General features: G+C 72.4%; 21 protein-coding genes. 12 read left to right on the top strand and 9 right to left on the bottom strand.

Annotated features, from left to right (window positions below):
- Nucleotides 1-33: 33 nt before the first annotated feature.
- The 5 genes from ACF089_RS24345 to galU form a co-directional block, all read right to left on the bottom strand.
- On the bottom strand, nt 34-651 hold the full coding sequence (locus ACF089_RS24345; RefSeq protein ID WP_392030142.1) for a GNAT family N-acetyltransferase: 618 nt from the start codon (nt 649-651) through the stop codon (nt 34-36).
- Between the two features lie 14 nt (nt 652-665).
- Nucleotides 666-1,262 (bottom strand): molybdenum cofactor biosynthesis protein B, encoded by a 597-nt coding sequence (locus ACF089_RS24340; protein WP_392030140.1) that lies wholly within the window; start codon nt 1,260-1,262, stop codon nt 666-668.
- Nucleotides 1,259-1,738, bottom strand: a complete 480-nt coding sequence (gene moaC / locus ACF089_RS24335; RefSeq protein WP_392030137.1) for a cyclic pyranopterin monophosphate synthase MoaC — start codon at nt 1,736-1,738, stop codon at nt 1,259-1,261. The genes ACF089_RS24340 and moaC overlap by 4 nt, the downstream gene beginning before the upstream one ends.
- An 82-nt stretch (nt 1,739-1,820) precedes the next feature.
- On the bottom strand, nt 1,821-3,128 hold the full coding sequence (gene glp / locus ACF089_RS24330; protein WP_392030134.1) for a gephyrin-like molybdotransferase Glp: 1,308 nt from the start codon (nt 3,126-3,128) through the stop codon (nt 1,821-1,823).
- On the bottom strand, nt 3,125-4,036 hold the full coding sequence (galU, locus tag ACF089_RS24325; protein ID WP_392030131.1) for a UTP--glucose-1-phosphate uridylyltransferase GalU: 912 nt from the start codon (nt 4,034-4,036) through the stop codon (nt 3,125-3,127). The genes glp and galU overlap by 4 nt, the downstream gene beginning before the upstream one ends.
- Before the next feature lie 90 nt (nt 4,037-4,126).
- Here galU and ACF089_RS24320 point away from each other — a divergent pair, with 90 nt between their 5' ends.
- A complete protein-coding gene (locus tag ACF089_RS24320) occupies nt 4,127-4,723 on the top strand; it encodes a 5-formyltetrahydrofolate cyclo-ligase (protein WP_392030128.1) in 597 nt (198 codons plus the stop codon).
- On the opposite strand, the gene ACF089_RS24315 is transcribed toward ACF089_RS24320, so the two are convergent.
- Nucleotides 4,710-7,568, bottom strand: a complete 2,859-nt coding sequence (locus ACF089_RS24315; RefSeq protein WP_392030125.1) for a penicillin acylase family protein — start codon at nt 7,566-7,568, stop codon at nt 4,710-4,712. The genes ACF089_RS24320 and ACF089_RS24315 overlap by 14 nt on opposite strands.
- A 299-nt stretch (nt 7,569-7,867) precedes the next feature.
- Here ACF089_RS24315 and ACF089_RS24310 point away from each other — a divergent pair, with 299 nt between their 5' ends.
- The 6 genes from ACF089_RS24310 (at nt 7,868) to mscL (ending at nt 14,058) form a co-directional block, all read left to right on the top strand.
- On the top strand, nt 7,868-9,307 hold the full coding sequence (locus ACF089_RS24310; RefSeq protein ID WP_392030122.1) for a potassium/proton antiporter: 1,440 nt from the start codon (nt 7,868-7,870) through the stop codon (nt 9,305-9,307).
- 537 nt (nt 9,308-9,844) lie between these two features.
- Nucleotides 9,845-11,143 carry an MFS transporter gene (locus ACF089_RS24305; RefSeq protein WP_392030119.1) on the top strand — a complete coding sequence of 433 codons (1,299 nt, stop codon included), beginning with the start codon at nt 9,845-9,847 and terminating at the stop codon, nt 11,141-11,143.
- Between the two features lie 69 nt (nt 11,144-11,212).
- Nucleotides 11,213-11,572 (top strand): FmdB family zinc ribbon protein, encoded by a 360-nt coding sequence (locus ACF089_RS24300; protein WP_392030116.1) that lies wholly within the window; start codon nt 11,213-11,215, stop codon nt 11,570-11,572.
- Nucleotides 11,573-11,734: 162 nt separating this feature from the next.
- Nucleotides 11,735-12,574: an S-methyl-5'-thioadenosine phosphorylase gene (locus tag ACF089_RS24295; RefSeq protein ID WP_392030113.1), complete on the top strand. Its 840-nt coding sequence runs from the start codon at nt 11,735-11,737 to the stop codon at nt 12,572-12,574.
- A 161-nt stretch (nt 12,575-12,735) separates the two neighbouring features.
- Nucleotides 12,736-13,371, top strand: a complete 636-nt coding sequence (locus ACF089_RS24290) for an RcpC/CpaB family pilus assembly protein (protein WP_392030110.1) — start codon at nt 12,736-12,738, stop codon at nt 13,369-13,371.
- A 153-nt stretch (nt 13,372-13,524) separates the two neighbouring features.
- On the top strand, nt 13,525-14,058 hold the full coding sequence (mscL, locus tag ACF089_RS24285; protein ID WP_392030108.1) for a large conductance mechanosensitive channel protein MscL: 534 nt from the start codon (nt 13,525-13,527) through the stop codon (nt 14,056-14,058).
- A gap of 31 nt (nt 14,059-14,089) precedes the next feature.
- Here mscL and ACF089_RS24280 read toward each other — a convergent pair whose 3' ends face one another.
- Nucleotides 14,090-14,299, bottom strand: coding sequence for a hypothetical protein (locus tag ACF089_RS24280; RefSeq protein ID WP_392030105.1), 210 nt, complete (start codon nt 14,297-14,299; stop codon nt 14,090-14,092).
- Between the two features lie 434 nt (nt 14,300-14,733).
- Between ACF089_RS24280 and ACF089_RS24275 the strand changes: the two genes are divergently transcribed.
- The 3 genes from ACF089_RS24275 to ACF089_RS24265 all read left to right on the top strand — a co-directional run bounded on the left by ACF089_RS24275 (nt 14,734) and on the right by ACF089_RS24265 (nt 17,946).
- Nucleotides 14,734-15,891: a low temperature requirement protein A gene (locus ACF089_RS24275; RefSeq protein WP_392030574.1), complete on the top strand. Its 1,158-nt coding sequence runs from the start codon at nt 14,734-14,736 to the stop codon at nt 15,889-15,891.
- A gap of 12 nt (nt 15,892-15,903) precedes the next feature.
- A complete protein-coding gene (locus ACF089_RS24270; protein WP_392030102.1) occupies nt 15,904-16,956 on the top strand; it encodes a P1 family peptidase in 1,053 nt (350 codons plus the stop codon).
- Between the two features lie 144 nt (nt 16,957-17,100).
- Nucleotides 17,101-17,946, top strand: a complete 846-nt coding sequence (locus ACF089_RS24265; RefSeq protein WP_392030100.1) for a DUF6227 family protein — start codon at nt 17,101-17,103, stop codon at nt 17,944-17,946.
- A 16-nt stretch (nt 17,947-17,962) separates the two neighbouring features.
- Here the strand turns inward: ACF089_RS24265 and ACF089_RS24260 are convergent, their stop codons facing one another.
- Nucleotides 17,963-19,645: an MFS transporter gene (locus tag ACF089_RS24260; RefSeq protein ID WP_392030097.1), complete on the bottom strand. Its 1,683-nt coding sequence runs from the start codon at nt 19,643-19,645 to the stop codon at nt 17,963-17,965.
- A gap of 63 nt (nt 19,646-19,708) precedes the next feature.
- Between ACF089_RS24260 and ACF089_RS24255 the strand changes: the two genes are divergently transcribed.
- Entirely contained in the window at nt 19,709-20,704 is a 996-nt protein-coding gene (locus tag ACF089_RS24255; RefSeq protein ID WP_392030094.1) for a helix-turn-helix transcriptional regulator, read from the top strand.
- A 255-nt stretch (nt 20,705-20,959) separates the two neighbouring features.
- Here the strand turns inward: ACF089_RS24255 and ACF089_RS24250 are convergent, their stop codons facing one another.
- A complete protein-coding gene (locus ACF089_RS24250) occupies nt 20,960-21,961 on the bottom strand; it encodes an RNA polymerase sigma factor RpoD/SigA (RefSeq protein ID WP_392030091.1) in 1,002 nt (333 codons plus the stop codon).
- Nucleotides 21,962-22,109: 148 nt separating this feature from the next.
- Here ACF089_RS24250 and ACF089_RS24245 point away from each other — a divergent pair, with 148 nt between their 5' ends.
- The gene (locus tag ACF089_RS24245; RefSeq protein WP_392030088.1) at nt 22,110-22,670 is read left to right on the top strand and encodes a GNAT family N-acetyltransferase; all 561 of its coding nucleotides are present in this window, start codon (nt 22,110-22,112) and stop codon (nt 22,668-22,670) included.
- Nucleotides 22,671-22,795 lie beyond the last annotated feature (125 nt).

The raw sequence follows: 22,795 nt of genomic DNA, 5'->3' as shown, positions 1-22,795 counted from the left end.
ATGGCCAGAATCACGCTCGATCGAACAAACATTTCATTTTACGGTGCCGGGCCCCTGGGCCCGGGGCGCGATCCGCTGCCAGCGGCGGAGCAGTCCCTCCGGGACCTCCTCGGCGGTGAGCGCGAAGACCAGATGGTCCCGCCACGCGCCGTCGATGTGGAGATAGCGGGGGCGCAGCCCCTCCTCGCGGAAGCCGAGCTTCTCCGCCACCCGGCGGCTGGGGACGTTCTCCGGGCGGATGCAGACCTCCATCCGGTGCAGTCCGACCGAGCGGAAGCAGTGGTCCACGGCGAGCGCGACGGCCGTGGGCATGACGCCCCGGCCGGCCACCTCCCGGTCGACCCAGTAGCCGACATGGCCCGAGCACATCGAGCCCCAGGTGATGCCGGCCACGGTCAGCTGGCCCACCAGCCGGCCCTCGTACTCGATGACGAAGGGCAGCATCCGGCCGGCGTTGGCCTCGGCGCGCAGATGACGGACCATCTGGCGGTAGGTGGGCCGCTGCGCGACGGGCGAGCCGGGGGCGGGCGGCGGGACGGTCGCCTCCCAGGGGCGCAGCCAGTCGCGGTTGCGGCGGTTGACCTCGCGCCAGGCGCGCTGGTCGCGGAGTTTTATCGGACGGAGGAGGATCTCGCCGTCGGTCAGCACCACCGGCCAGGGCGCGTTCAGCTCGGGCTCCCGGCGGCTCCTGGCAGCTCCTCGGCGGGCTCCGGGGCGTCGGCGGGGGCGGCTCCGCCGTCCGGGGCCGGGCGGCGGGCGGCCGGGGCGTCGGCGGCCGGGGCCGGGTGGTCGCCGCCGTGGATCTGGTCGACCGCGTGGAGCAGCAGCGGCTCCAGGACGGCGAGTCCGTCCCGTACCCCGCCGGTCGAGCCGGGCAGATTGACGATCAGGGTGCGGCCCGCGACGCCGGCCAGGCCCCGGGAGAGCGCGGCGGCGGGCACCTTGGCCAGGCCGTGGGCGCGGATCGCCTCGGGGATGCCGGGGATCTCGCGGTCCAGCACGGCCGAGGTCGCCTCGGGGGTGCGGTCGGTGGGCGAGAGCCCGGTGCCGCCGGTGGTGAGGATCACGTCGTACGCCGCCGCCACGCCCGCGCGCAGGGCGTGTTCGACGGGATCGCCGTCGGGGACGATCTGCGGCCCCTCGACGGCGAAGCCGAGGGCGGCGAGCCCCCGGGCCAGGATCGGGCCGCCCCGGTCCTCGTAGAGCCCCGCGGAGGCCCGGTTGGAGGCGGTGATCACCAGCGCGCGGCGGTCGGCGGTCATGACCGGCTCCAGCCGCCGGACCTGCCGCCCGTCTTCTCCTCGACGCGGACGTCGGTGATCACGGCCGCCTTGTCCACGGCCTTCACCATGTCCACGACGGTGAGCGCGGCGACGGTGACGGCGGTGAGCGCCTCCATCTCCACCCCGGTGCGGTCGGAGGTCTTCACGACGGCGGCGATCTCCACGGCGTCGTCGGCGACCGAGAGGTCGACCGTGACGCCGGAGACCGCCAGCGGATGGCAGAGCGGGATCAGCTCGGGGGTGCGCTTGGCGCCCATGATCCCGGCGATCCGGGCGGTGGCGAGCGCGTCCCCCTTGGGCACTCCGTCGCCGCGCAGCAGCTCCACCACCCGGGGCGAGACCAGGACCCGCCCGGTGGCCCGCGCGGTGCGTGCGGTGACGTCCTTCCCGGAGACATCGACCATACGGGCCGCCCCCGCATCGTCGATGTGCGTCAGCCTGCCGTCGGTGCTCATGTGGTGGTCGCCGCTCCCGGTCCGGGCCCTCGGGGCCCGAAGGGCCCGTGTGGGCAGACACGGTACCTTCCCGGCGACCCGGTCACCCGAGGAGGACCACTTCGACCTCCGCGCCGGGCTCGGCCGAGGTGTCCGGCTCCGGCAGCACGATCAGGCAGTCGGCGTGGGCGAGCGCCGCGACCAGATGGGAGCCCGCGCCGCCCACCGGGGTGACGGAGCCGGCGTCCGGGTCGTACGCCCCGCGGAGGAACTGCCGCCGGCCCGGGATCGAGCTGAGCGGCGCGTCGGTCTTGAGCACGGCCCGCACCCGGGGGCGGTGGATGTCGGCGTCCGCGAGGGCCATCAGGGTCCGGATCGCGGGGCGGACGAACAGCTCGAAGGAGACGTAGGACGAGACCGGATTGCCCGGCAGGGCGAGCAGCGGGGTGTGGTCGGGGCCGATGGTGCCGAAGCCCTGGGGCTTGCCGGGCTGCATGGCCACGGTGCGGAAGTCGATGCCGGGGCCCTCGGACTCCTCGTCGCCCGAGGGCGTCAGGGCCTCTTTGACGACGTCGTACGCGCCGACGCTCACCCCGCCCGTGGTGACCAGCAGATCGGCGCGGATCAGCTGGTCCTCGATGGTGGCGCGCAGGCTGTCGGCGTCGTCGGTGACCGCGCCGACCCGGTAGGCGATCGCGCCCGCGTCGCGCGCGGCGGCGGCCAGGGCGTAGCTGTTGGAGTCGTAGATCTGGCCCTCGCCGAGGCTCTCGCCGGGCTGCACCAGCTCGCTGCCGGTGGAGAGCACGACGACTCTCGGCCGGGGGCGCACCCGGACCGTGCCGCGGCCGATCGCCGCCAGCAGTCCGATCTGCGGCGGGCCGAGCACCGTGCCCCGGGCGAGGGCCAGCTCACCGGCCTTCACATCGCTGCCGCGCGAGCGGATGTGCGCGCCCTCGGCGACGGGCCGGTGGATCCGGACCTCGCCGCTCGCGCCCTCGGGGGACCGGCCGGCCGGGAGCATCGCGGTGGCCGCCCCGCCGCCGGAGCCGCCGTCGGTCCACTCGACGGGGACGACGGCGTCCGCGCCGGGCGGCAGCGGCGCGCCGGTCATGATCCGGGCGGTGTGGCCGGGGGCGACCGCGGGCGGCGGTCCGCCGCCCGCCGCCACATCGCCGATCACGGTGAGGACGGCGGGGAACTCCTCGCTCGCGCCCACGACATCGGCGACCCGGACCGCGTAGCCGTCCATGGAGCTGTTGTCGAAGGGCGGCAGGGCGACCGGGACGGTGACGTCCTCGACCAGGACGCAGCCCTGCGCGTCCAGCAGCTGCAGCTCGATCGGATCCAGCGGGCGGATCGCCGCGAGGATGTCCTCCAGGTGGTCGTCCACCGACCAGATCGCGCTGCTCACCGTTGCGGCATCTCCTCGGTCACATACGTCTGGAGCCAGCTCCGGAACTCGGGGCCCAGGTCCCCACGTTCGCACGCCAGCCGGACGATGGCCCGCAGATAGTCGCCCCGGTCGCCGGTGTCGTAGCGGCGGCCCTTGAAGACGACGCCGTGCACCGGGCCGCCGATCGACTCGTCGGCGGCGAGCTTCTCCAGGGCGTCGGTGAGCTGGATCTCGTTGCCCCGGCCGGGCTCGGTCTCGCGGAGTATGGCGAAGACGGCCGGGTCCAGCACATAGCGGCCGATGATCGCGAGATTGCTCGGCGCGTCGGCCGCGTCCGGCTTCTCGACCAGCTCGGTCACCCGGACCACGTCGGCCTCGCCGGTGGGCGCGACGGCGGCGCAGCCGTAGAGATGGATCTGCTCGGGCTCGACCTCCATGAGGGCGATGACGCTGCCGCCCTCGCGCTCCTGGATCTCCACCATGCGGGCCAGCAGCGGGTCGCGCGGGTCGATCAGGTCGTCGCCGAGGAGGACGGCGAAGGGCTGGTCGCCGACGTGCGGGGCGGCGCAGAGGACGGCGTGGCCGAGGCCGCGCGGGTCGCCCTGGCGCACATAGTGCATGGTGGCGAGGTCGCTGGACTCCTGGACCTTCTTGAGGCGCTCCTCGTCGCCCTTGCGGGTCAGCGCCTCCTCCAGCTCGTAGTTGCGGTCGAAGTGGTCCTCGAGGGGGCGCTTGTTGCGGCCCGTGACCATGAGGACGTCGGAGAGTCCGGCGGCGACCGCCTCCTCCACGACGTACTGGATCGCGGGCTTGTCGACGACAGGCAGCATCTCCTTGGGAGTGGCTTTGGTGGCAGGCAGGAAGCGCGTGCCGAGGCCGGCGGCGGGAATGACCGCCTTGCTGATCCTGGTGTTCGACTGATTCATGTTCAGCACAATATCCGGTGACCGGGGGTGCGGAACGGGCATCGGACCGCCCCGCGCCCCGAACCGCCGAGGAGAGGCACGCCGCCCGCCATGACCGAGGAAACGCCCGACAAACGGACCGTCCGCCGCCGGCTGCTCGACGCGCGCGCACGACTGACCGCCGCGGAGCTGCGGGCGGCCGCCGAGGCCCTCGCCCGGCAGTCGCTGCGGCTCCCGGAGCTGTCCGGGGCGGCCGTCGTCGCCGCCTATGTGTCGGTGGGGAGCGAGCCGGGCACCCGCGCGCTGCTCGACGCGCTGCGCGAGCGGGGCGTACGCGTCCTGCTGCCGGTTCTGATGGCCGACGACGATCTGGACTGGGGCGAGTACCGGGGCGCGGAGGGGCTGGCTCCGGCCCGGCGCGGGCTGCTGGAGCCGGACGGACCGCGACTGGGCCCCGCCGGGGTGCTCGCCGCCGACGCCGTGCTGCTGCCCGGGCTCGCGGTGGACGCCCGCGGGCTGCGGCTGGGCCGGGGCGGCGGCTCGTACGACCGGGTGCTCGCCCGGCTCGCCGCGCACGGCGCGCATCCGGCGCTGGTGGTGCTCCTGTACGCGAACGAGGTGGTCGCCCGGCTCCCGGAGGAGCCGCACGACCACCCCGTACAGGCTGTGGTCACACCCGAGGGGGTGCGCCGGTTTACGGCTTCGTGAGCGTGAGGGTGTCGACGGTGTTGGTCTCGACCGCCTTGTCGGTGAAGGACCAGTCGAGCAGTTCGCCCTTGGCCCACTTGTCGGTCTGATCCGTGTAGTGCGCGCTGTAGGCGTGGCCGGAGGCGCCGGTGAGATTGATCCAGTTGGACTTGTCCCAGTCGCCGACGTTCACCACCATGCGCATCGACGGCACCCAGACGACGTCGTAGCCCGCCGCCGCGTTCCATCCGGTGGCGTTGACGGTGGCCTCGCCGCCGCCCAGGTCCCAGGGACCGCGGTTGAGCAGGAACTGGAGCGCGCCGGGGCCCTCCGTGCCGAGGGTCTGGTTCTTCAGCTTCAGCTGGTGCAGCCGGCCCCAGCTCCAGCTGTCGATGTCCTTGCCCAGCTCGGCCGTCAGCTCCCAGCGGGCGTCCTCCATGGCCCGGGCGAACAGCTCGTCACGGGTGTCGGCGGCCTTGTCGGAGCGGCTGGCGGGCGCGCGCCACCAGGCGTTCTTCTCGTCCTTGAGGATGCCGCGCACCACCTCGAACCAGCGGTCGCCGCCGTCCGGCTGCGCCGAGTCCGCGTCGCGCTCGCCGCATTCGACGATCCGCTCGATCAGCTCGTCGTCGGGGCCGGTGCTGTCGGCCGGGCGGACGTTCAGGCACTCGCCCTCCACCCGCAGCTCCTTGGGCAGCTTGTTCCCGAAGGCCAGCTTGAGGATGTTGCGCCACACACCGTTGAAGTAGGCGGCGGCGGCCGAGTCCGGCTCCTGGGTGTAGTCCCAGGTCTCCAGCAGCTTCTGGGCCTCGCGGACATACGGGTCGTCGATGTCGATCTTCAGCAGATACGGGGTCAGCAGCTGCGCGATCTCGCTCGCGTTGTCCGTCTGCATGCTCCGCATGTCCTCGGTGGAGATCTTGCCGCCACCCTTGATCTTGGACTCGATCAGATTGTTGATCCGCTGGCTGCGCGCGCCGTATCCGTAGTCCTCGGTCAGCGGGTACGGGTAGGCGTCCTCGTCCACGACGGCCTGGTTGGCGGTGACGATGTAGCCGCGCTCGGGGTCCAGCTCGTAGGGCATCTCGTCGAAGGGGATGTACCCCTCCCACCGGTACTTCGGGTTCCAGCCGGGCACCGGGGCGGCGCCGTCGCCGGTCGCGCGCTTCGGGATCTTGCCGGGGGCCTGGTAGCCGATGTGGCCCTTGCTGTCCGCGTAGATCAGGTTCTGCGAGGGGACCTCGAAGTCCTTGGCCGCCTTACGGAAGGAGGTGAAGTCGTTCGCGCGGTTCAGCGCGAAGACGGCGTCCATCGACTTGCCGGGCTGGAGGGCGGTCCACTGGAGCGCGACGGCGTAGCCGGTGGCGCGGTCCGGGGCCGCGTTGGTGACGGGGGCCTTCTGGCCGACCTGCTCCAGCTCGGTGCTGCGGTCGGAGACCAGCGGGCCGTGCTCGGTGGCGCGGACCGTGATCGGCTTCGGCTTGCCGCCCGCGACCTCGATGACCTCCTTGCGGGTGATGAGCTTCTTCTGCTCGCCGCCGACCTGGTAGGTGTCGCCGGTGAGCTTCTCCAGATAGAGATCGGTCACATCGGCGCCGAGGTTGGTGAAGCCCCAGGCGATGTCCTGGTTGTGGCCGATGACCACGCCGGGCATTCCAGAGAAGGTGAAACCGGCGGTCCGGTACTGGCAGGACTCGCTGACCTTCCGGCAGTGCAGGCCCATCTGGTACCAGAGGGAGGGGAGCTGGGGGGCGAGGTGCGGGTCGTTCGCGAGCAGCGGCTTGCCGGTGGTCGTGTACTTGCCGGAGACGACCCAGGAGTTGGAGCCGATGCCGTTGCCGTTCGGGCCGAGCAGCGCGGGGATGGTGTCGAGGGTTTCGGAGAGCGCGGAGAGCTGGGTGCTGAGGCCCTGGGCGGCGTCGGCGGGGGTGCCGGTGGCTGTGCCTGTGCCGGTGCCTGTGCTCTGGCCGGTGCTCTGACCTGTGCCCTGGCCCGTGCCCTGGGCGGTGCCTGTGCCGGTTCCCGTGCCCGTGCCCGTGCCTGTGCCCGTACCGGTGCCTGTGCCCTGGCCGCCGATGTTGCCCGAGGGCTCGGCGTCGGGGTCGAACTTCCCGGTGACGGGGTCGATCCCGCCCCGCTCCATGATCGGCTTGTTCCGGTCGTACGGATACGGCGGGTACAGCTCCTTGATCTGCTTCGCGCTCAGCCTGCTGGTGAGCAGCGAGCGGTCGATCTCCTCCTGCATATTGCCGCGCAGGTCCCACGCCATGGCCTTGAGCCAGGCCACCGAGTCCACCGGCGTCCACGGCTCGGGCTTGTAGTCGTTGGTGAAGGCGAGCGCGGCGTACTCGACGGAGATCTCCTCCGCGCCCTTGCCCTCCAGATACGCGTTGACGCCCGCCGCGTACGCCTTGAGATACGTCTTCGTCTCGGGCGCGAGCTTCTCCTCGTACTCCTTCTGCGCGACCCCGCGCCAGTCGAGCGTGCGCAGGAACGCGTCCGTCTCGACCTGCCCCTCGCCGAACATCTCGGAGAGCCGGCCGGAGGTCATATGACGGCGTACGTCCATCTCCCAGAATCGGTCCTGGGCGTGGACGAAGCCCTGGGCGCGGAAGAGGTCCTCGTCGGTGTCGGCGTAGATCTGCGGAATTCCGTAGTCGTCGCGTTTCACCTCGACCTCGCCGCTGAGGCCCTCGATCTCTATCGTGCCGGTGGTCTGCGGGAAGGAGGCGCGTACGGTGCTGACACCCCAGTACCCGCCGTACCCGATGCCGCCGAGCAGCGCCAGCACCAGGAGGATCACGAGCAGGCGGGCGCGTCGCCCCTTCTTCTTCTTGGGGGAAGAGGCGGTTCTGTTGGAGGGCATCGCTGTCCTTCGAGGCGCAGGCTGGTCCAGAGTGCTGGAGCCAACCATAGGCGCAGCGCCCCGCCCTCCCTGACGCGGTATCCGAAAGCCGACTGCCGGACCGGGGGGCGGGACCGCCGCTCGCGGGGCGGACGCGGTGAAGATCCATGAGCCGCTCGGCGTCAAGGAAACGTTAAAGATTAGGTAAGGTAACGAAGTGTCGCCGCCCGGATCAGCGATCCGGCACGTAGAGGCGCGAGGGGAAGGATCGGCCACTGACTGTCCACCAGCTCAATGAACTCCTGCTCATCTGCTCGCTCGTGCTGCTCGTCGCCGTCGCGGCGGTGCGCATCTCCTCACGCAGCGGGCTCCCCAGCCTGCTGCTGTATCTCGGCATCGGGATCGCGATAGGGCAGGACGGGTTCTTCGACGTCGAGTTCAACAACGCCGAACTGACCCAGGTGATCGGCTATGCCGCGCTCGTGGTGATCCTCGCCGAGGGCGGGCTGGGCACCAAGTGGCAGGAGGTCAGGCCCGCGCTGCCCGCGGCGGTCGCGCTGTCGACCGCCGGTGTGGCGATCAGCGTGGGCATCACCGCCGCCGCCGCGCACTATCTGGTCGGCCTGGAGTGGCGGCAGGCGCTCATCATCGGCGCGGTGGTCTCCTCGACGGACGCGGCCGCGGTCTTCTCCGTGCTGCGCAAGGTGCCGCTGCCGTCCCGGGTGACCGGTGTGCTGGAGGCGGAGTCGGGCTTCAACGACGCCCCGGTGGTGATCCTCGTGGTGGCCTTCTCGGCGGCCGGACCGGTGGACCACTGGTACGTGCTGATCGGCACGATCGCCCTGGAGCTGGCCATCGGCGCGGCCGTGGGACTGGCGGCCGGATTCGTCGGCGCGTTCGGGCTGCGGCGTGTGGCGCTGCCCGCCTCGGGTCTGTACCCGATCGCCGTGATGGCGATCGCGGTGGTGGCGTACGCCGCGGGCGCCATGGCCCACGGCAGCGGGTTCCTTGCGGTCTACCTCGCCTCGATGGTGCTCGGGAACGCCAAGCTGCCGCACGCTCCCGCCAACCAGGGCTTCGCCGAGGGGCTGGGCTGGCTGGCGCAGATCGGGATGTTCGTCCTGCTCGGTCTGCTGGTGACCCCGCACGAGCTGCTCGACGACTTCTGGCCCGCGGTGACCGTGGGGCTGGTGCTGACCGTGGTGGCGAGACCACTGTCGGTGATCATCAGTCTGCTGCCGTTCCGCATCCCCCGGCGGGAGCAGGTGCTGCTCTCCTGGGCGGGTCTGCGCGGGGCCGTGCCCATCATTCTGGCCACCATTCCCATGGTGGGCGGGGTCGAGGGCAGCGGCCGGATCTTCAACATCGTCTTCGTCCTGGTCGTCGTCTACACCCTGATCCAGGGGCCGACGCTGCCCTGGCTGGCGAAGGCCCTGAAGATCGGTCCGGGGGATCCCTCCGACCTGGGGGTGGAATCCGCTCCGCTGGAGCGGCTGCGCGGGCATCTGCTGTCGGTCTCCATCCCCGACGAGTCCAAGATGCACGGGGTCGAGGTCGCCGAGCTGCGGCTGCCGCCGGGGGCCGCCGTGACCCTCGTCGTCCGCGACGAACGCAGCTTCGTCCCCCTGCCCTCCACCGTCCTCCGCCGGGGTGACGAACTCCTCGTCGTCGCCACCGACCCCGTCCGCGACTCCGCCGAGAAACGCCTCCGCGCCGTGGCCCAGGGCGGCAAACTCGCCACCTGGCTCGGCACCGGCTGACCCCGCGGGGGGCCACCCTCTCCGGGCCCCCCGCACCACCGCCGTGCGGCAGGCTGATGATCCAGCCCCTCCGGCGATTGAGAAGCGGGAGCCCGGGCCGCATATTTCAACCCCTCCGGCAGGCTGAAAACCCAGCCCCTCCGGCGATTGAGAAGCGGGAGCCCGGGCCGCATATTTCAGCCCCTCCGGCGATTGAGGAGCGGGGGCTCGGGGGCCGGCCCCCGACAACGGCCCGCACCCTCCAACCCTCCGGCACCCCGAAAATCCACCCCCTCCGGCGCTTGAGGAGCAGGAGCCCGGAGCCGGCGCCCCCGACCACGGCCCCGCCCCTGCCCAGGGGCCCCAGCCCCAACCCCCCTGTAACATGAACACGCACTTCATCGACCACCTCTGCCTGACGCAGAGCTGGCGCGACCGTATGGCGGCCGACTCGTCCCCCCGAGGACCCGGTATCTACCGCACCCGCGCGTAGAGGACAGCTCTCGGCCGCCCCCGTACCCCCGGGGTCCGCCACCAGGCGGCAGAAAGGCACGGACCGTGGAATCCACGGTCACGAAGGACCTCCGCCCCGGTTACGGACAACTGCTCCGCACCCCCGGCGCCTGGACCTTCCTCCTCCCGGGCTTCGCCGCCCGCCAGCCCTTCGCGATGCTCACCATCGGCATCGTCCTGCTGGTCCAGCACACCACCGGCTCCTACGGCAGCGCCGGCGCCGTCGCCGCCGCCACGGGCGTATCGATGGCCCTGTTCGCCCCCCAGAGCGGCAAGCTCGCCGACCGCTTCGGCCAGCGCGCCGTCCTGCTCCCGGGCGTCCTGATCCACACCGCCTCCGTATCGGCGCTGACCGCCCTCGCCCTCGCGGACGCCCCCCTGTGGGCCCTGTTCGCCGCGGCCGTGCCGACCGGCGCTTCCGTACCGCAGGTCGGCCCGATGGTGCGGGCCCGCTGGGCGGCGAAGCTGGACGGCTCGCCGCTGATGCAGACGGCCGCGGCCTTCGAATCGGTGACCGACGAGTTCACCTTCGTCGTCGGCCCCGTCCTCGCCACCGCCCTCTGCACCGGCGTCCACCCGGCCGCCGGTCTGATCGCCGAGGCCGCGCTGACCCTCGTCGGCGGACTGCTCTTCGCCGCCCAGAAGCGCACCCAGCCCCCCGTGATCCGCCACAGCGCGGCCGACGGCTCCGGCCCGCGCGTCTCCGCGCTCTCCATCCCGGGCGTACGCGTCCTGGTGGTCGCGTTCCTCGGCATCGGCTCGGTCTTCGGCGGCATGCAGGTCTCGCTGACCGCCTTCACCGAGGAGATCGGCAACCCGGGCGCCAACGGACTGCTGTACGGGATCTTCGCGGCGGGCAACATGCTCGCGGGCGTCGCCTGCGGCGCCATCGCCTGGAAGAGCAGCCCCCGCCGCCGCGTGATCATCGGCTATGTGGGACTGACCCTGGCCGCGTCCGGACTCTGGGCGGCGCACTCCGTCGCCCTGCTCGCGGCGCTCGGACTGCTCGTGGGCCTCTGCATCGCCCCCGCGCTGATCGGCGGCTACACCCTGGTGGAGCCGCTGGTGCCGGCCTCGGCCCGCACCGAGGCGTTCACCTGGCTGACGGGCGCGGTGGCGCTCGGCCAGGCCGGCGCGGTCACGGCGGCCGGACAGCTCGCCGACGCCAAGGGCGCGAGCGCCGGTTTCGTGGTCCCTCTGGTGGGTACCGCACTCGCCCTGATCACGCTGCTGACCTTGCGTTCTCGTCTCTCCCCACAGGGCGGCGGGGGCACGGGCGGGGGCCGGATCGCGGCCCGGGGCCCGAGTGGGATGGATCACCGAGCGCGGGTGACGGTGGACTGAAGCAGCGGAATACGTCACTATGGACCGTCGTTAGCACTCATTGAGTGAGAGTGCCAGGAGGAAGACACAGTGCCGACCTACCAGTATCAGTGCACCGAATGCGGCGAGGGCCTCGAGGCGGTGCAGAAGTTCACCGATGACGCCCTGACCGTATGCCCGAATTGCGAGGGACGCCTGAAGAAGGTGTTCTCGGCCGTCGGCATTGTCTTCAAGGGCTCCGGCTTCTACCGCAACGACAGCAGGGGCTCCTCTTCGAGCAGCACCCCGGCCGGGTCGTCCGCGTCGAAGTCGTCGGACGCGAAGTCCTCGTCGTCCGACGCGAAGACGTCCTCGTCGTCGTCCGCATCGTCCTCGACGTCGTCGTCCTCATCGTCTTCGTCGTCTTCTTCGTCGTCGTCGTCGAGTTCCAGCGGCAGCTCCGCCGCCTGACGCCGTCCAGCGTTCCCTTCTCCACCTCTTCACCTTCTTGACTTCTCGACCTGCTTCACCGAGGACCCCGCCGTGCCCGCGGCGGGGTCCTCGGCGTTTCCCCGGCGGCCCCTTCCCTCCGGCCCCGCCCCGCCGTGCGGGCGCGTCGATAGTGTGCTCGGCATGGCTAACGCGAACGCAGAAATCGGTGTGATCGGCGGCTCGGGCTTCTACTCCTTCCTGGAGGATGTGACCGAGGTCGAGGTCGACACCCCCTATGGCAGCCCCAGCGACTCTCTCTTCCTCGGCGAGGTGGCGGGCCGGAAGGTCGCCTTCCTCCCCCGGCACGGCCGCTCCCACCGCATCCCGCCGCACGGCATCAACTACCGCGCCAATCTCTGGGCCCTGCGCTCGGCAGGCGTCCGGCAGGTCCTCGCGCCGTGCGCCGTGGGCGGGCTGCGCCCCGAGTACGGGCCGGGGACGCTGCTCGTACCCGACCAGCTGGTGGACCGTACGAAGTCACGGGCCCAGACCTACTTCGACGGGGAGGCCCGGGCCGACGGGGTGATCCCCAATGTCGTGCACACCACCTTCGCCGATCCCTACTGCCCGGCCGGGCGGGCCGTCGCGCTGAAGGCGGCGCGCGGGCGGGCCTGGGAGGCGGTGGACGGCGGAACGATGGTCGTCATAGAGGGACCGAGGTTCTCCACCCGGGCGGAGTCGCGCTGGCACGCGGCGGCGGGCTGGTCGGTGGTCGGGATGACCGGGCACCCGGAGGCGGTGCTCGCCCGTGAGCTGGCGCTCTGCTACACCTCGCTCGCGCTGGTCACCGACCTGGACGCGGGGACGGAGACCGGCGAGGGGGTCTCGCACACCGAGGTGATGCGGGTCTTCGGCGAGAAGGTGGGACAGCTGCGGGAGGTGCTCTTCGACGCGGTGGGGGCGCTGCCGTCGAACGACGAGCGGGGCTGCCTGTGCACCAACGCCCACGACGGCTGGGACCTGGGGCTGGAACTGCCCTGACCTCACCCGCCGGGGTGAGGGAGTTGTCCACAGGTCGTGGGGTGTCCACAGGGCCCGGCGGGATCGGGGCCGGGAGCGCATCGTGAGAGACGTGCGGCGGGCCGGCCGAGCGGGACCGGCCCGCCGGGACGGCTTCTCGACGACAGGCGGTGTGCGGACAGATGTCTCTTCCTCCCTCGTGGTCCTCTCCTCCCTGCTGGTCCTCCCGGGGCTCGGGCCCGCCCGAGCCGGCGGGGGTGCCGCAGTTCGCCCCGGTCAGGGTGCGCGGCGGGGCGCACCGGCTGCGGCGGGCGGTCGGGCGCCGGCGGCGGGCGCTGGCCGCCGGGGTGGCCCTGACGGCGGCCGCGCTGGCCGCCGCCGCTCCCCGGGGCGCGGACGACCGGACGCGCCCGGGCGGACAGCGCGAGGGCGGCTCGTCCTCCGCGGGGCCGCCCTCAGCCCGACCGTCCGCCACCGGGTCTTCCTCCGCCGGGCCGCGGGCGTCCCCGCCCGCCGCTCCCCGGCTGGTCTCGGCCCCGGTGCGGATCGCGGACGCGGAGACGGTCCGGCTGCTCCGGCCGGGCGACCGGGTGGACGTGATCGCGATGCCGCCCTCCCCCTCGTCCGGCGCGAGGCGGGCGGATCAGCCCGGCGCGCGGGTGGTGGCCATGGGCGTCCGGGTGGCCGCTGTGCCGGGGCGGTCCGAGCCCGGCGAGGGCGGCGGCGGCGCGCTCGTGGTGCTCTCCGTCCCACGCCCGGTCGCCGCCGAGCTGGCCGCCGCGAGCGCGGCCGCCGGTCTGGCGGTGGTGCTGTGCTGACCCGCCGCCGGGGAGCCGCCGGGGCTCCCACTCGTACTGACGTACCGTCCCGTCACCTCTTCGCCGCCGTGGAGTGGACAGCGCGACCAGGCCTTGCCGTAGGTTTCGGAGGGTTTTATTCCGTCCCTCGTACATACGAAGAAAGGCTCACTGGTGAGCGAGAAGAAGGTCAGCGTCCTGGAGGGCTTCAAGGCTTTCCTGATGCGCGGCAATGTGATCGACCTGGCGGTGGCCGTCGTCATCGGCGCGGCGTTCACCCAGGTGGTGAACTCCGTGGTGAAGGGAGTCATCAACCCGCTGGTCGGCGCGTTCGGCACCAAGGATCTCGACGCCTACAGCTCCTGCCTCAAGGGCACCTGCAAGGTGGTGAACGGAGAGGTCGACGGCATCCAGATCCTGTGGGGCTCCGTCCTCGGCGCGATCCTGACCTTCCTGATCACCGCGGCCGTCGTCTACTTCCTGATGGTGCTGCCCATGTCGAAGTACCTGGCGCGCAAGGCCGCCAGGGAGGCCGCGAAGGAGGGCACGAAGGAGATCGTGGAGCTGTCCGAGCTGGAGGTCCTCAAGGAGATCCGGGACGCGCTCGTGGCCCAGTCGCGCGGTGGCTCCGGTCCCGGCTCGAGCGCCGGCCCCGGCTCCGGTCCCGGCTTCGGCTCCGGTCCGGACGCGGGCCCCGGCCGGCTGTAGCGGCGGGGCGGGGCGCGGGGAGCGCCCGCGCTCAGAGGTGGTGGGGCGGCTTCTCGTCGAGAAAGCGCGCCAGGTCGTCGGCTCCGCCGCCGCTCGCGGGAGTCCGCTCGCCCCATCCCCGGTCCGTATCGTCCGAGGACTGCTGGTCCAGCGGATCGTCGAAGTCGATCCTCGGCCGGGAAGACTGCGGCTGCCGGGGGCGCTTCGCGTCTCGCGGTCCGGGGGCGGGGGCGGTGCTCATGCCTCCAGGGTACGGCGCGGACGGCCGCCGGGCCCCGGCGCTCGGGCCCCGCGATCGGCGGCGGCCGTGCGGCGGTCCCGGCCGGACCCCGGAGGGCCGGACGGACGGGTCGTCACCCGGTGGGCGCGCGTCCCGTCGCCCGGCGGCGGGGTCTCTGCTGTTCTTGACCCATGACGCCCCCAGGAAGTCCGGCCCCGGGAGCCGCGGAGGGCCCGGGGGAGGCACCCGGGAGCGGCCCCTCCGAGGGCGCGGCCGCGGACGCGGGGACGAGCCGGGGCAGCGGCGCCGACGCCGGCACCGCCGACGAAGACAGCGACACCGGCACCAACAGCGGCAGCACCAGCACCAGCACCAGCACCAGCACCGACAACGTAGACACCGACAACGACACCGGCTCGGACAGCGAGGCCGACAGCTTCGAGCCGCTGCGGCGGATGACTCCCCGGAGCCGGGACGAGCAGCACCGCGCGGCCACCCCGCTGGAGCTGTTCTTCGATCTGTGCTTCGTCGTCGCGGTCACCCAGGCGGGGACCCAGCTGGTCCACTCCCTCGCCGAGGGCCACCCGGCCACCGGCTTCGTGGGCTACTGCTTCGTCTTCTTCGGCGTGTGGTGGGCCTGGATGAACTTCACCTGGTTCGCCTCGGCGTACGACTGCGACGACGTCCCCTACCGGATCGCGACCCTGGTCCAGATCGCCGGCGTCCTGGTCTACGCGGCCGGGGTCCCCCGGGCCTTCGGCGACAACGACTGGACCGTCGCCGTCGCCGGCTATCTGATCATGCGGCTCGCGCTGACCAGTCAGTGGCTGCGGGCCGCGGCGGCGGAGAGCGGCCCGGCCAGAAGGGTCGCGCTGACCTATGCCGTCGGCATCATGTTCTGCCAGGCGGGCTGGGTGGCCCTGCTGTTCGCGCCGCAGGCCTCGCGGCACTGGCTCTTCCCGATCGTGGTGGTGGCCGAGCTGCTGGTCCCGCCGTTCGCCGAGCGCCACCGGGAGACCCCGTGGCACGCGCACCACATCGTCGAGCGGTACGGGCTGTTCACCCTGATCGTGCTGGGCGAGACGATGGCCGCGAGCACCGTCGCCGTGCAGTCGGCGCTGGACGAGCACGAGGCGGTCGCCGAACTGCTCCCCATCGCCGCGGGCGGGCTGCTGATCGTCTTCTCCGCGTGGTGGATCTACTTCGCCGTGCCGGCCCATGAGCGGCTGATCTCCAACCGGCAGGCGCTCCCCTGGGGATACGGCCATGTGCTGATCTTCGGATCGGCCGCGGCGATCGGCGTGGGCATGGAGGTGGCGGTGGAGCGCGGGGTCGGCGTCGCGCACATCTCCTCGTTCGCGGCGGGAGCCTCCGTCACCGTGCCCACCGCCGTCTTCCTGCTGACGGTCTGGCTGCTGCACGCCCGCCACTTCAAGCACGGCACGGCGGAGCAGCTGACGCTGCCGCTGGCGGCGGCCGCCGTCCTCGGCTGCTCCTTCGCGGGCGGCTGGGCGGTGCTCGCGGCGGGACTGGTCACCGCGGCCGCCGTCACGGCCGGGGTGAGCCTCGGCAGACGGTCGCGGCCCGTACTGCCCGCCGTGGCGCGGCCGTGATACGCAGGGGACATGAGCGACAGGGCGACCCGGCCGACCGGGCACGACGGGCTGACGGATGTGGCCGGGCTGCGCGTCGGGCACGCGCGGGCGCCAGGCGAGCGGGCGCTGAGCGGCACCACGGTCGTCCTCGCGCCCCCGGGCGGGGCGGTCGCGGCCGTGGATGTGCGGGGCGGCGGTCCGGGCACCCGGGAGACGGACGCCCTGGACCCGCGGAATCTGGTGCGGCGGATCGACGCGGTGGTGCTGACCGGCGGCAGCGCGTACGGACTGGACGCGGCGAGCGGGGTGATGGCCTGGCTGGAGGAGCGGGGCCGGGGCGTGCCGGTCGGCGGGCCGGGGCAGGTCGTGCCGGTGGTGCCCGCCGCCTGCCTCTTCGACCTGGGGCGCGGCGGGGAGTGGCGGGCCCGGCCGGACGCCGCCACCGGGCGGGCCGCGGTCGAGGACGCGGCGCGCTCGGCGGCGGGAGCGCCGGTGGCGATGGGGAGCGTGGGCGCGGGGACCGGCGCGGTCGTCGGGGGGCTCAAGGGCGGGGTGGGGACGGCGAGCGCGTTCCTGCCGGACTCCGGCGTCACCGTGGCGGCCCTGGTGGTCGTCAACGCGGTCGGCTCGGCGGTCGACCCGCTCACGGGGGTGGTCTACGGGAGGTATCTGGAGGGAGCGGTCGAGCATCCGGCGGCCGGGACGCACGCGCGGGCGGTCCGGCGGCTGGAGGAGGCGCGGGCGGCGAGCGGGCCGCCGCCGCTGAACACCACGCTGGCGGTGGTCGGGACCGACGCCGATCTCACCCGGGCCCAGGCGCAGAAGCTCGCGGGCACGGCGCACGACGGCATCGCGCGCGCCGTGCGTCCGGTGCACCTGCTCAGCGACGGGGACACCGTCTTCACGCTGGCCACCGGAGCCGTGCCGCAGGACCCCGGAGACCCGCTGGGGCTCAACGAGGTGCTGGCCGCGGGCGCGGACTGCGTCACCCGCGCCATCGTGAAGGCCGTCCTCGCCGCCGAGACGGTGACGGGACCCGGTGGGGTCTTCCCGTCGTACCGGGAGCTGTACGACATCAACTGATCTGCGGTCTATGACCGTTGACCCGTGCTGGGGAACTTCACAAAGACTTGCTTCGTTTTTCGCAACGACTGGACGCGCCGTAATCCGGAGGGGCTACTTTTAGCAATCAACGAGTTACTTGTGGCGACGGCCTGGAGACCCATCTTGAACGATCCGTATGAGACACCCGAGACGCACCTCGAGCGACTCCTGGGTCGGGCGCTCAACTCCTTCGATCTGCCCGACGCCACGGTCGAAAGACTGGACTCGGCCCTGGCTCACGCGAGTTCGCTGCACTCCTCGCACCACAGCGGCTCGCTGGACCGCTCGATCCACCGGCACGCGTTCCTGCTGAGCGACGGGAGCGCGCTCACGCTCTGGGAGCTGGTCCACAGCACCGGCCCCCGGGCCGCCGAGCAGCACGAGCTGTACACGGAGGAGTCCGAGGTCAGGCTCGCCGCGTCCCGGCTGCCGGCCGGGTTCCCCGGATTCGCCGAGGCGGGCGAGCCGGGCGGCGTCACCCTGACCCCGTTCCGCACCGGCCCCGGCGAAGGACCCGAGTCCGCCGGTGCGGCGGACCGGGAGCGGCCGGGCGGCCAGTCCGGCCCGGCCGCGGGTCTCGACGCCGACTTCACGCTGCTCGCCGATCTGATGGCCGCGCCTCCCGCGGCGCTGCCCCGGATGTATGTCCCGGACAATTCCGCCGACCACGCCCGCCGGGTGCTCCGCCGCGCGGAGAACGCGAACCGGCCCGGCGAGGAGACGGCCAGGATGCTGCGCTCCTCGTTCGCGCACCACATCACCCAGGTCTCCGCCCGGCAGTGCCTGGTGGCGGGCAAGGACGCGGGCTTCACGCTCTACGAGCACGCGTTTCTGCTGCTGGACGGCGTCGAGACCAGTCTGTGGGAGGTCGAGCACACCGCCACCCCGGACGGCCGCCACATGTGCGAGGTGTACACGGCGGAGCACACCGCACGCGAGGCGATGGAGCTGCGCGCGCGGGTGCGGTGAGCCCCGTGGGCGGCGGTCAGCGCGTCAGCGTCGGCCGGTCCCCCGGTCCGTCCCCGACAGCTCCTTCGTCCCCGACAGCCCCCGCGTCCGCCGGGTCGCCCAGATCCGCCGAGCCCTGAACGGGCACGGTCTCCTCCGGGCACGGCTTCGTCCGGGCGGGCAGCCCGAAGATCACCAGGAAGATCACCACCAGGACCGCGGCCACCCACCACAGGGAGTTCTGGAAGGCGTCCACGAAGGCCGCGCCGATCTCCTCCCGCGCGCCTCCGTCCCCCCCGAGCCCCGAGTGCTCCGAGACGCCGTCGCCGACCGAGCCGCTCATCGAGCCGAAGAAGACGACCGAGACCAGCCCGAAGCCCAGCGCGACGCCGGTCTGCCCCACTGTGTTGACCAGCCCGGACGCCGATCCCGCGTGCTCACGCGGCACATCGGAGAGCACCGCGTCCGTCAGCGGAGTCACGATCAGCCCCATCCCGAGCCCCATGACCACCAGCGGACCGGCCATCTGCCAGGTGTGGATCCCGGCGCCGTAGTGCCCGGCCGCCCAGATGTAGAAGACCAGCCCCGAGGCCATGGTCAGCGCGCCCGCCTGGAGCACCTTCCGCCCGAAGCGCGGCACCAGCTTCTGCACGGACAGCGCGGCGGCCACCGACACCGCGAGGGAGAACGGGACGCCCGTCAGCCCGGCCCGCAGCGGGGTCCAGCCGAGCCCGATCTGCATGTACAGCGTCCACACCAGCAGGAACACCCCGAGGACGACACCGAAGATGAGCTGTACGGCGATCCCGGCGACGAAGCTCTTCACACGGAACAGCGAGAGTTCGACCAGCGGCGAGCCGTCCTTGCGGGTCTTGTACCGCTCGTACGCCACGAACACCGCCAGCACCAGCAGACTGCCCGCCATGCACAGATGACCCCAGAGCGGCCAGCCCAGCTCCCGGCCGCGGGTCAGCGGGTAGATCAGCATCAGCAGCGCCGCGGTGATCAGGAGGACGCCGACCAGATCCAGCCGGAGCGCCTTGGGCGCGCGGGACTCGGTGATGTACTTCCGGCCCAGGATCAGCGCGGCGACGCCCACCGGCAGATTGATCAGGAAGATGGGCCGCCATTCGAGCCCGAAGAGATTCCACTGGGTCAGCAGCGCTCCGAACAGCGGCCCGGAGACCGTGCCCAGCCCGAAGACCACCCCGAACAGCCCGAAGACCTTGCCGCGTTCATGCGCGGGGAAGGTGGTGTGGACGATCGCCAGGACCTGGGGCACCATCAGCGCCGCCATCGCGCCCAGGAGCAGCCGGGACGCGACCAGCATCTCCGGGTTCACGGCTAAGCCGGAGAGCGCGGAGGCGATCGTGAAGCCGGAGATGCCGACGAGGAAGAGTCTTTTACGGCCGTAGATGTCGCCGAGCCGGCCGCCCGTGATCAGACAGGCGGCGAAGGCGAGCGCGTATCCCCCGGTAATCCACTGGATCGCGCCCAGGGACGCGCCGAGGTCCCGTTCGATGCTGGGGATCGCGATATTGACGATGGTGACGTCGACCAGTTCCACGAAGGCGGCGGTCATGACGATGGCGAGGGCGATCCATCGCCGCCGGTCGGACGTAGTGCCGGGCTCCCCGCCCGGGGCGGTGCCGGATTCGGCGCCCGGGGCGGCGCCGGGAGCCGGATCGGACACTGCGGGCTGTTGGCTCTGTGGGCTCATAGGCAGGACAGTAGAGGCCGCCCAGTCCCAACGACATCCCTGATAGGGGGCGTTACGGCCGCCATGACGGACACCCCGGTACGGCTGCTGAGCCTGCTCTCCCTGCTCCAGACCCCGCGCGAATGGCCGGGCAGCGAACTGGCCCGACGCCTCGGGGTGAGCGCGCGGACCGTCCGGCGTGACATCGACCGGCTGCGCGAGCTGGGCTACCCGGTCGAGGCGAGCAAGGGCGCGACGGGCGGCTATCGGCTGGTGGCGGGCGCGGCGATGCCCCCGCTGCTGCTGGACGACGAGGAGGCCGTCGCGATCGCGGTGGGACTGCGGGCCGGCGCGGGCCACGCCGTCGACGGCGTCGAGGAGGCGTCGGTCCGGGCGCTCGCCAAGCTGGAGCGGGTGCTCCCGGCCCGGCTGCGGCACCGGGTGGCCTCGCTGCAGTCCGCGACGGTCGCCCTGACCCAGGGCGACGGCGCGAGCGTCGATCCCCGCACCCTGACCACGATCGCCGCCGCGGCGAGCGGGCGGGAGCGGCTGCGGTTCGGCTACCGGGCGGACGAGGGCGCGGCGAGCAGACGGCTGGTGGAGCCGTACCGGCTGCTGTCGACGGGCCGCCGGTGGTATCTGGCCGCGTACGACCTGGAGCGGGAGGACTGGCGGACGTTCCGCGTCGACCGGGTGTCGGAGCCCTTCGCGACGGGCGCGCGCTTCACGCCCAGGGAGCTGCCGGCCGTGGAGACGGAGCTGCTCGCCCATACGCTGACGCCTCCGCCGGAGCACGAGGTGGAGGTGAGCTTCGCGGCCCCGGCGGCGTTCGTGGCGGCGCGGCTTCCCGAGTCCCTCGGCGTGGTCGCGCCCACCGGTGAGGACAGCTGCCGGCTGCGGGCGCGGACGGGGGACTCGCTGGAGTGGCTGGCGCTGCGGCTGTCGCTGACGGAGTGCGCGTTCACCGTGCACGGGCCGCCCGCGCTGGTCGCGGCGGTCGAGGGGATGGGGCAACGGCTGATCCGCGCGGCCGCCGGGAGCGCGGGGACGGCGTCCGGGGCCCGGCCCGCCGAGGCCTGAGGCCGCCCGCGCTCCGGGACGGCCGCCGAAGCGCGAGGGCCACCGCTCCAGGACGGGCCGCCGAGAGGCGCCGCCCGGCCGCGGGACCCGGCGGGCGGATCACCGGGCGATGGGCCGAGGGGGCGACTGTCCGCCGAGGGGCTCGGCGGACAGGGGAAGGACCCCGAGGCCAGGGGGGGAAAGGCCTCGGGGTCCGGCTCTGTGCGCGGGCCGCGTACGAGTCCGGCGGACTCACCGCGCCCGCGGCGGGGCGGGCTAGGCGGCGGCGTCGAAGCCCGTGTCCCGCGCCATCCGCTTCAGCTCCAGCAGCGCGTGCTTCTCGATCTGCCGGATGCGCTCCCGGGTCAGACCGTGCTCCTTGCCGACCTCGGTCAGCGTCCGCTCGCGGCCGTCCACGATCCCGTACCGCATCCGGATGATCGACGCGGTGCGCTGGTCGAGCTGGCCGATCAGATCGTCCAGTCCCTCGCTGCGCAGCAGGGTGAGGACCGACTGCTCCGGCGAGACCGCGGAGGTGTCCTCCAGCAGATCGCCGAACTGGGTCTCGCCCGCGTCGTCCACCGGCATGTTCAGACTGACCGGGTCACGCGCCCAGTCCAGTACGTCGATCACCCGCGCGGGCGTCGACGCCAGCTCCTGGGCGATCTCCTCCGGCTCGGGCTCACGGCCCTTCTCCCGGTTGAACTCGCGCTGCACCCGGCGGATCCGGCCCAGCTCCTCCACCAGGTGGACGGGGAGCCTGATCGTGCGGGACTGGTCGGCTATGGAGCGGGTGATCGCCTGGCGGATCCACCAGGTCGCGTACGTGGAGAACTTGAAGCCCTTGGCGTAGTCGAACTTCTCGACCGCGCGCACCAGGCCCGCGTTCCCCTCCTGGATCAGGTCGAGCAGGGGCAGCCCGCTGCGCGGATAGCGCCGGGCGACCGCCACGACCAGCCGGAGATTCGACCGGATGAAGACGTCCTTGGCCCGCTCGCCCTCGGCGACCAGGGCTTCCAGCTCCTCGCGCGCCGCGCCACCGGCGTCGCTGTCGATCTCTTTCTCCAGGATCTGCCGGGCATAGACACCCGCCTCGATGGTCTGGGACAGCTCGACCTCCTTGGCGGCGTCGAGCAGCGGCGTACGCGCGATCTCGTCGAGGTACATGCCGACCAGGTCGCGGTCGGCGATCTCCCCGCCCACTGCGCGAACGCTGCTCGCCCGGTCGGTGGTCCTCTTGGTCTCGGACTGGCGACGGGCGACGGCACGGGTTGCCATGCGAGCTCCCTTGCTGAGTAGGTCGCGACACCCTTTCGGGTGCCCTGCATCCGATGGAAACAACGACTGGAATCCGGACAGAATTCCCAAGCCGCACCTCTACTTTTACGATCTTGCAGTACCCTGTCCGGCCATCAGCGGAGGAAACATGTCCACAGAAACACTCGAAGTGCAGGTCAGACCCGGCACGGAGGCGGATCTGGCGGCACTGACGGCGCTGTACAACCACTACATCCGTGAGACGCCCATCACGTTCGACACCACCGTCTTCACTCCAGAACAACGCAGGCCGTGGCTGCGTTCCCACCCTGAAGACGGCCCGCACCGCCTTCTGGTTGCTCGGGATGTCCGAAATGCCGAAGGCCGGGCGGGCGCCGCCCCCTGGGGCGATCTGCTCGGCTATGTCACCAGCAGCCCCCTGCGCCCCAAGGCCGCGTACGACACCTCCGTGGAGATCAGCGTCTACTGCGCCCCCGAGGCCGCCGGCCGGGGCGTCGGCACGCTGCTCTACGAGTCCCTCTTCACCGCCCTGAAGGGCGAGGACGTCCACCGCGTCTACGCCGGGATCACCCAGCCCAACGACGCCTCGGTCCGGCTCCACACCCGGTTCGGATTCCGCCCGCTCGGGACGTACCACGAGGTGGGCCGGAAGTTCGGCCGGTACTGGGACATCACCTGGTACGAGAAGCGGCTGGACGACCCGGCCTGACCCGTGCCGACGGCCCGGGCGGGACACCGGCCTAGGACTCCGGACCGAAGGGACCCGAGCGGGCCGCCCCGTACAGGCTCGGCCCTGAGGTGTAGGTCCCCAGCCCGTTACCGAGCGTGCGGGGC

This window comes from Streptomyces sp. NPDC014894, assembly GCF_043080985.1.
Classification (GTDB): domain Bacteria; phylum Actinomycetota; class Actinomycetes; order Streptomycetales; family Streptomycetaceae; genus Streptomyces.
Note: the sequence above shows the minus strand (reverse complement) of the source record. Positions and strands in the feature narration are given on the sequence as shown.

What these genes read in the sequence shown, in the direction of transcription:
- moaC (WP_392030137.1), bottom strand. Translation starts at nt 1,738, where the DNA reads ATGAGCACCGACGGCAGGCTGACGCACATCGACGATGCGGGGGCGGCC.
- ACF089_RS24315 (WP_392030125.1), bottom strand. Translation starts at nt 7,568, where the DNA reads ATGCCCTCCAACAGAACCGCCTCTTCCCCCAAGAAGAAGAAGGGGCGA.
- ACF089_RS24245 (WP_392030088.1), top strand. Translation starts at nt 22,110, where the DNA reads ATGTCCACAGAAACACTCGAAGTGCAGGTCAGACCCGGCACGGAGGCG.
- ACF089_RS24275 (WP_392030574.1), top strand. Translation starts at nt 14,734, where the DNA reads ATGACTCCCCGGAGCCGGGACGAGCAGCACCGCGCGGCCACCCCGCTG.
- ACF089_RS24280 (WP_392030105.1), bottom strand. Translation starts at nt 14,299, where the DNA reads ATGAGCACCGCCCCCGCCCCCGGACCGCGAGACGCGAAGCGCCCCCGG.
- ACF089_RS24270 (WP_392030102.1), top strand. Translation starts at nt 15,904, where the DNA reads ATGAGCGACAGGGCGACCCGGCCGACCGGGCACGACGGGCTGACGGAT.
- ACF089_RS24320 (WP_392030128.1), top strand. Translation starts at nt 4,127, where the DNA reads ATGACCGAGGAAACGCCCGACAAACGGACCGTCCGCCGCCGGCTGCTC.
- ACF089_RS24260 (WP_392030097.1), bottom strand. Translation starts at nt 19,645, where the DNA reads ATGAGCCCACAGAGCCAACAGCCCGCAGTGTCCGATCCGGCTCCCGGC.
- ACF089_RS24255 (WP_392030094.1), top strand. Translation starts at nt 19,709, where the DNA reads ATGACGGACACCCCGGTACGGCTGCTGAGCCTGCTCTCCCTGCTCCAG.
- galU (WP_392030131.1), bottom strand. Translation starts at nt 4,036, where the DNA reads ATGAATCAGTCGAACACCAGGATCAGCAAGGCGGTCATTCCCGCCGCC.
- ACF089_RS24295 (WP_392030113.1), top strand. Translation starts at nt 11,735, where the DNA reads ATGGCTAACGCGAACGCAGAAATCGGTGTGATCGGCGGCTCGGGCTTC.
- ACF089_RS24290 (WP_392030110.1), top strand. Translation starts at nt 12,736, where the DNA reads ATGTCTCTTCCTCCCTCGTGGTCCTCTCCTCCCTGCTGGTCCTCCCGG.
- ACF089_RS24340 (WP_392030140.1), bottom strand. Translation starts at nt 1,262, where the DNA reads ATGACCGCCGACCGCCGCGCGCTGGTGATCACCGCCTCCAACCGGGCC.
- ACF089_RS24250 (WP_392030091.1), bottom strand. Translation starts at nt 21,961, where the DNA reads ATGGCAACCCGTGCCGTCGCCCGTCGCCAGTCCGAGACCAAGAGGACC.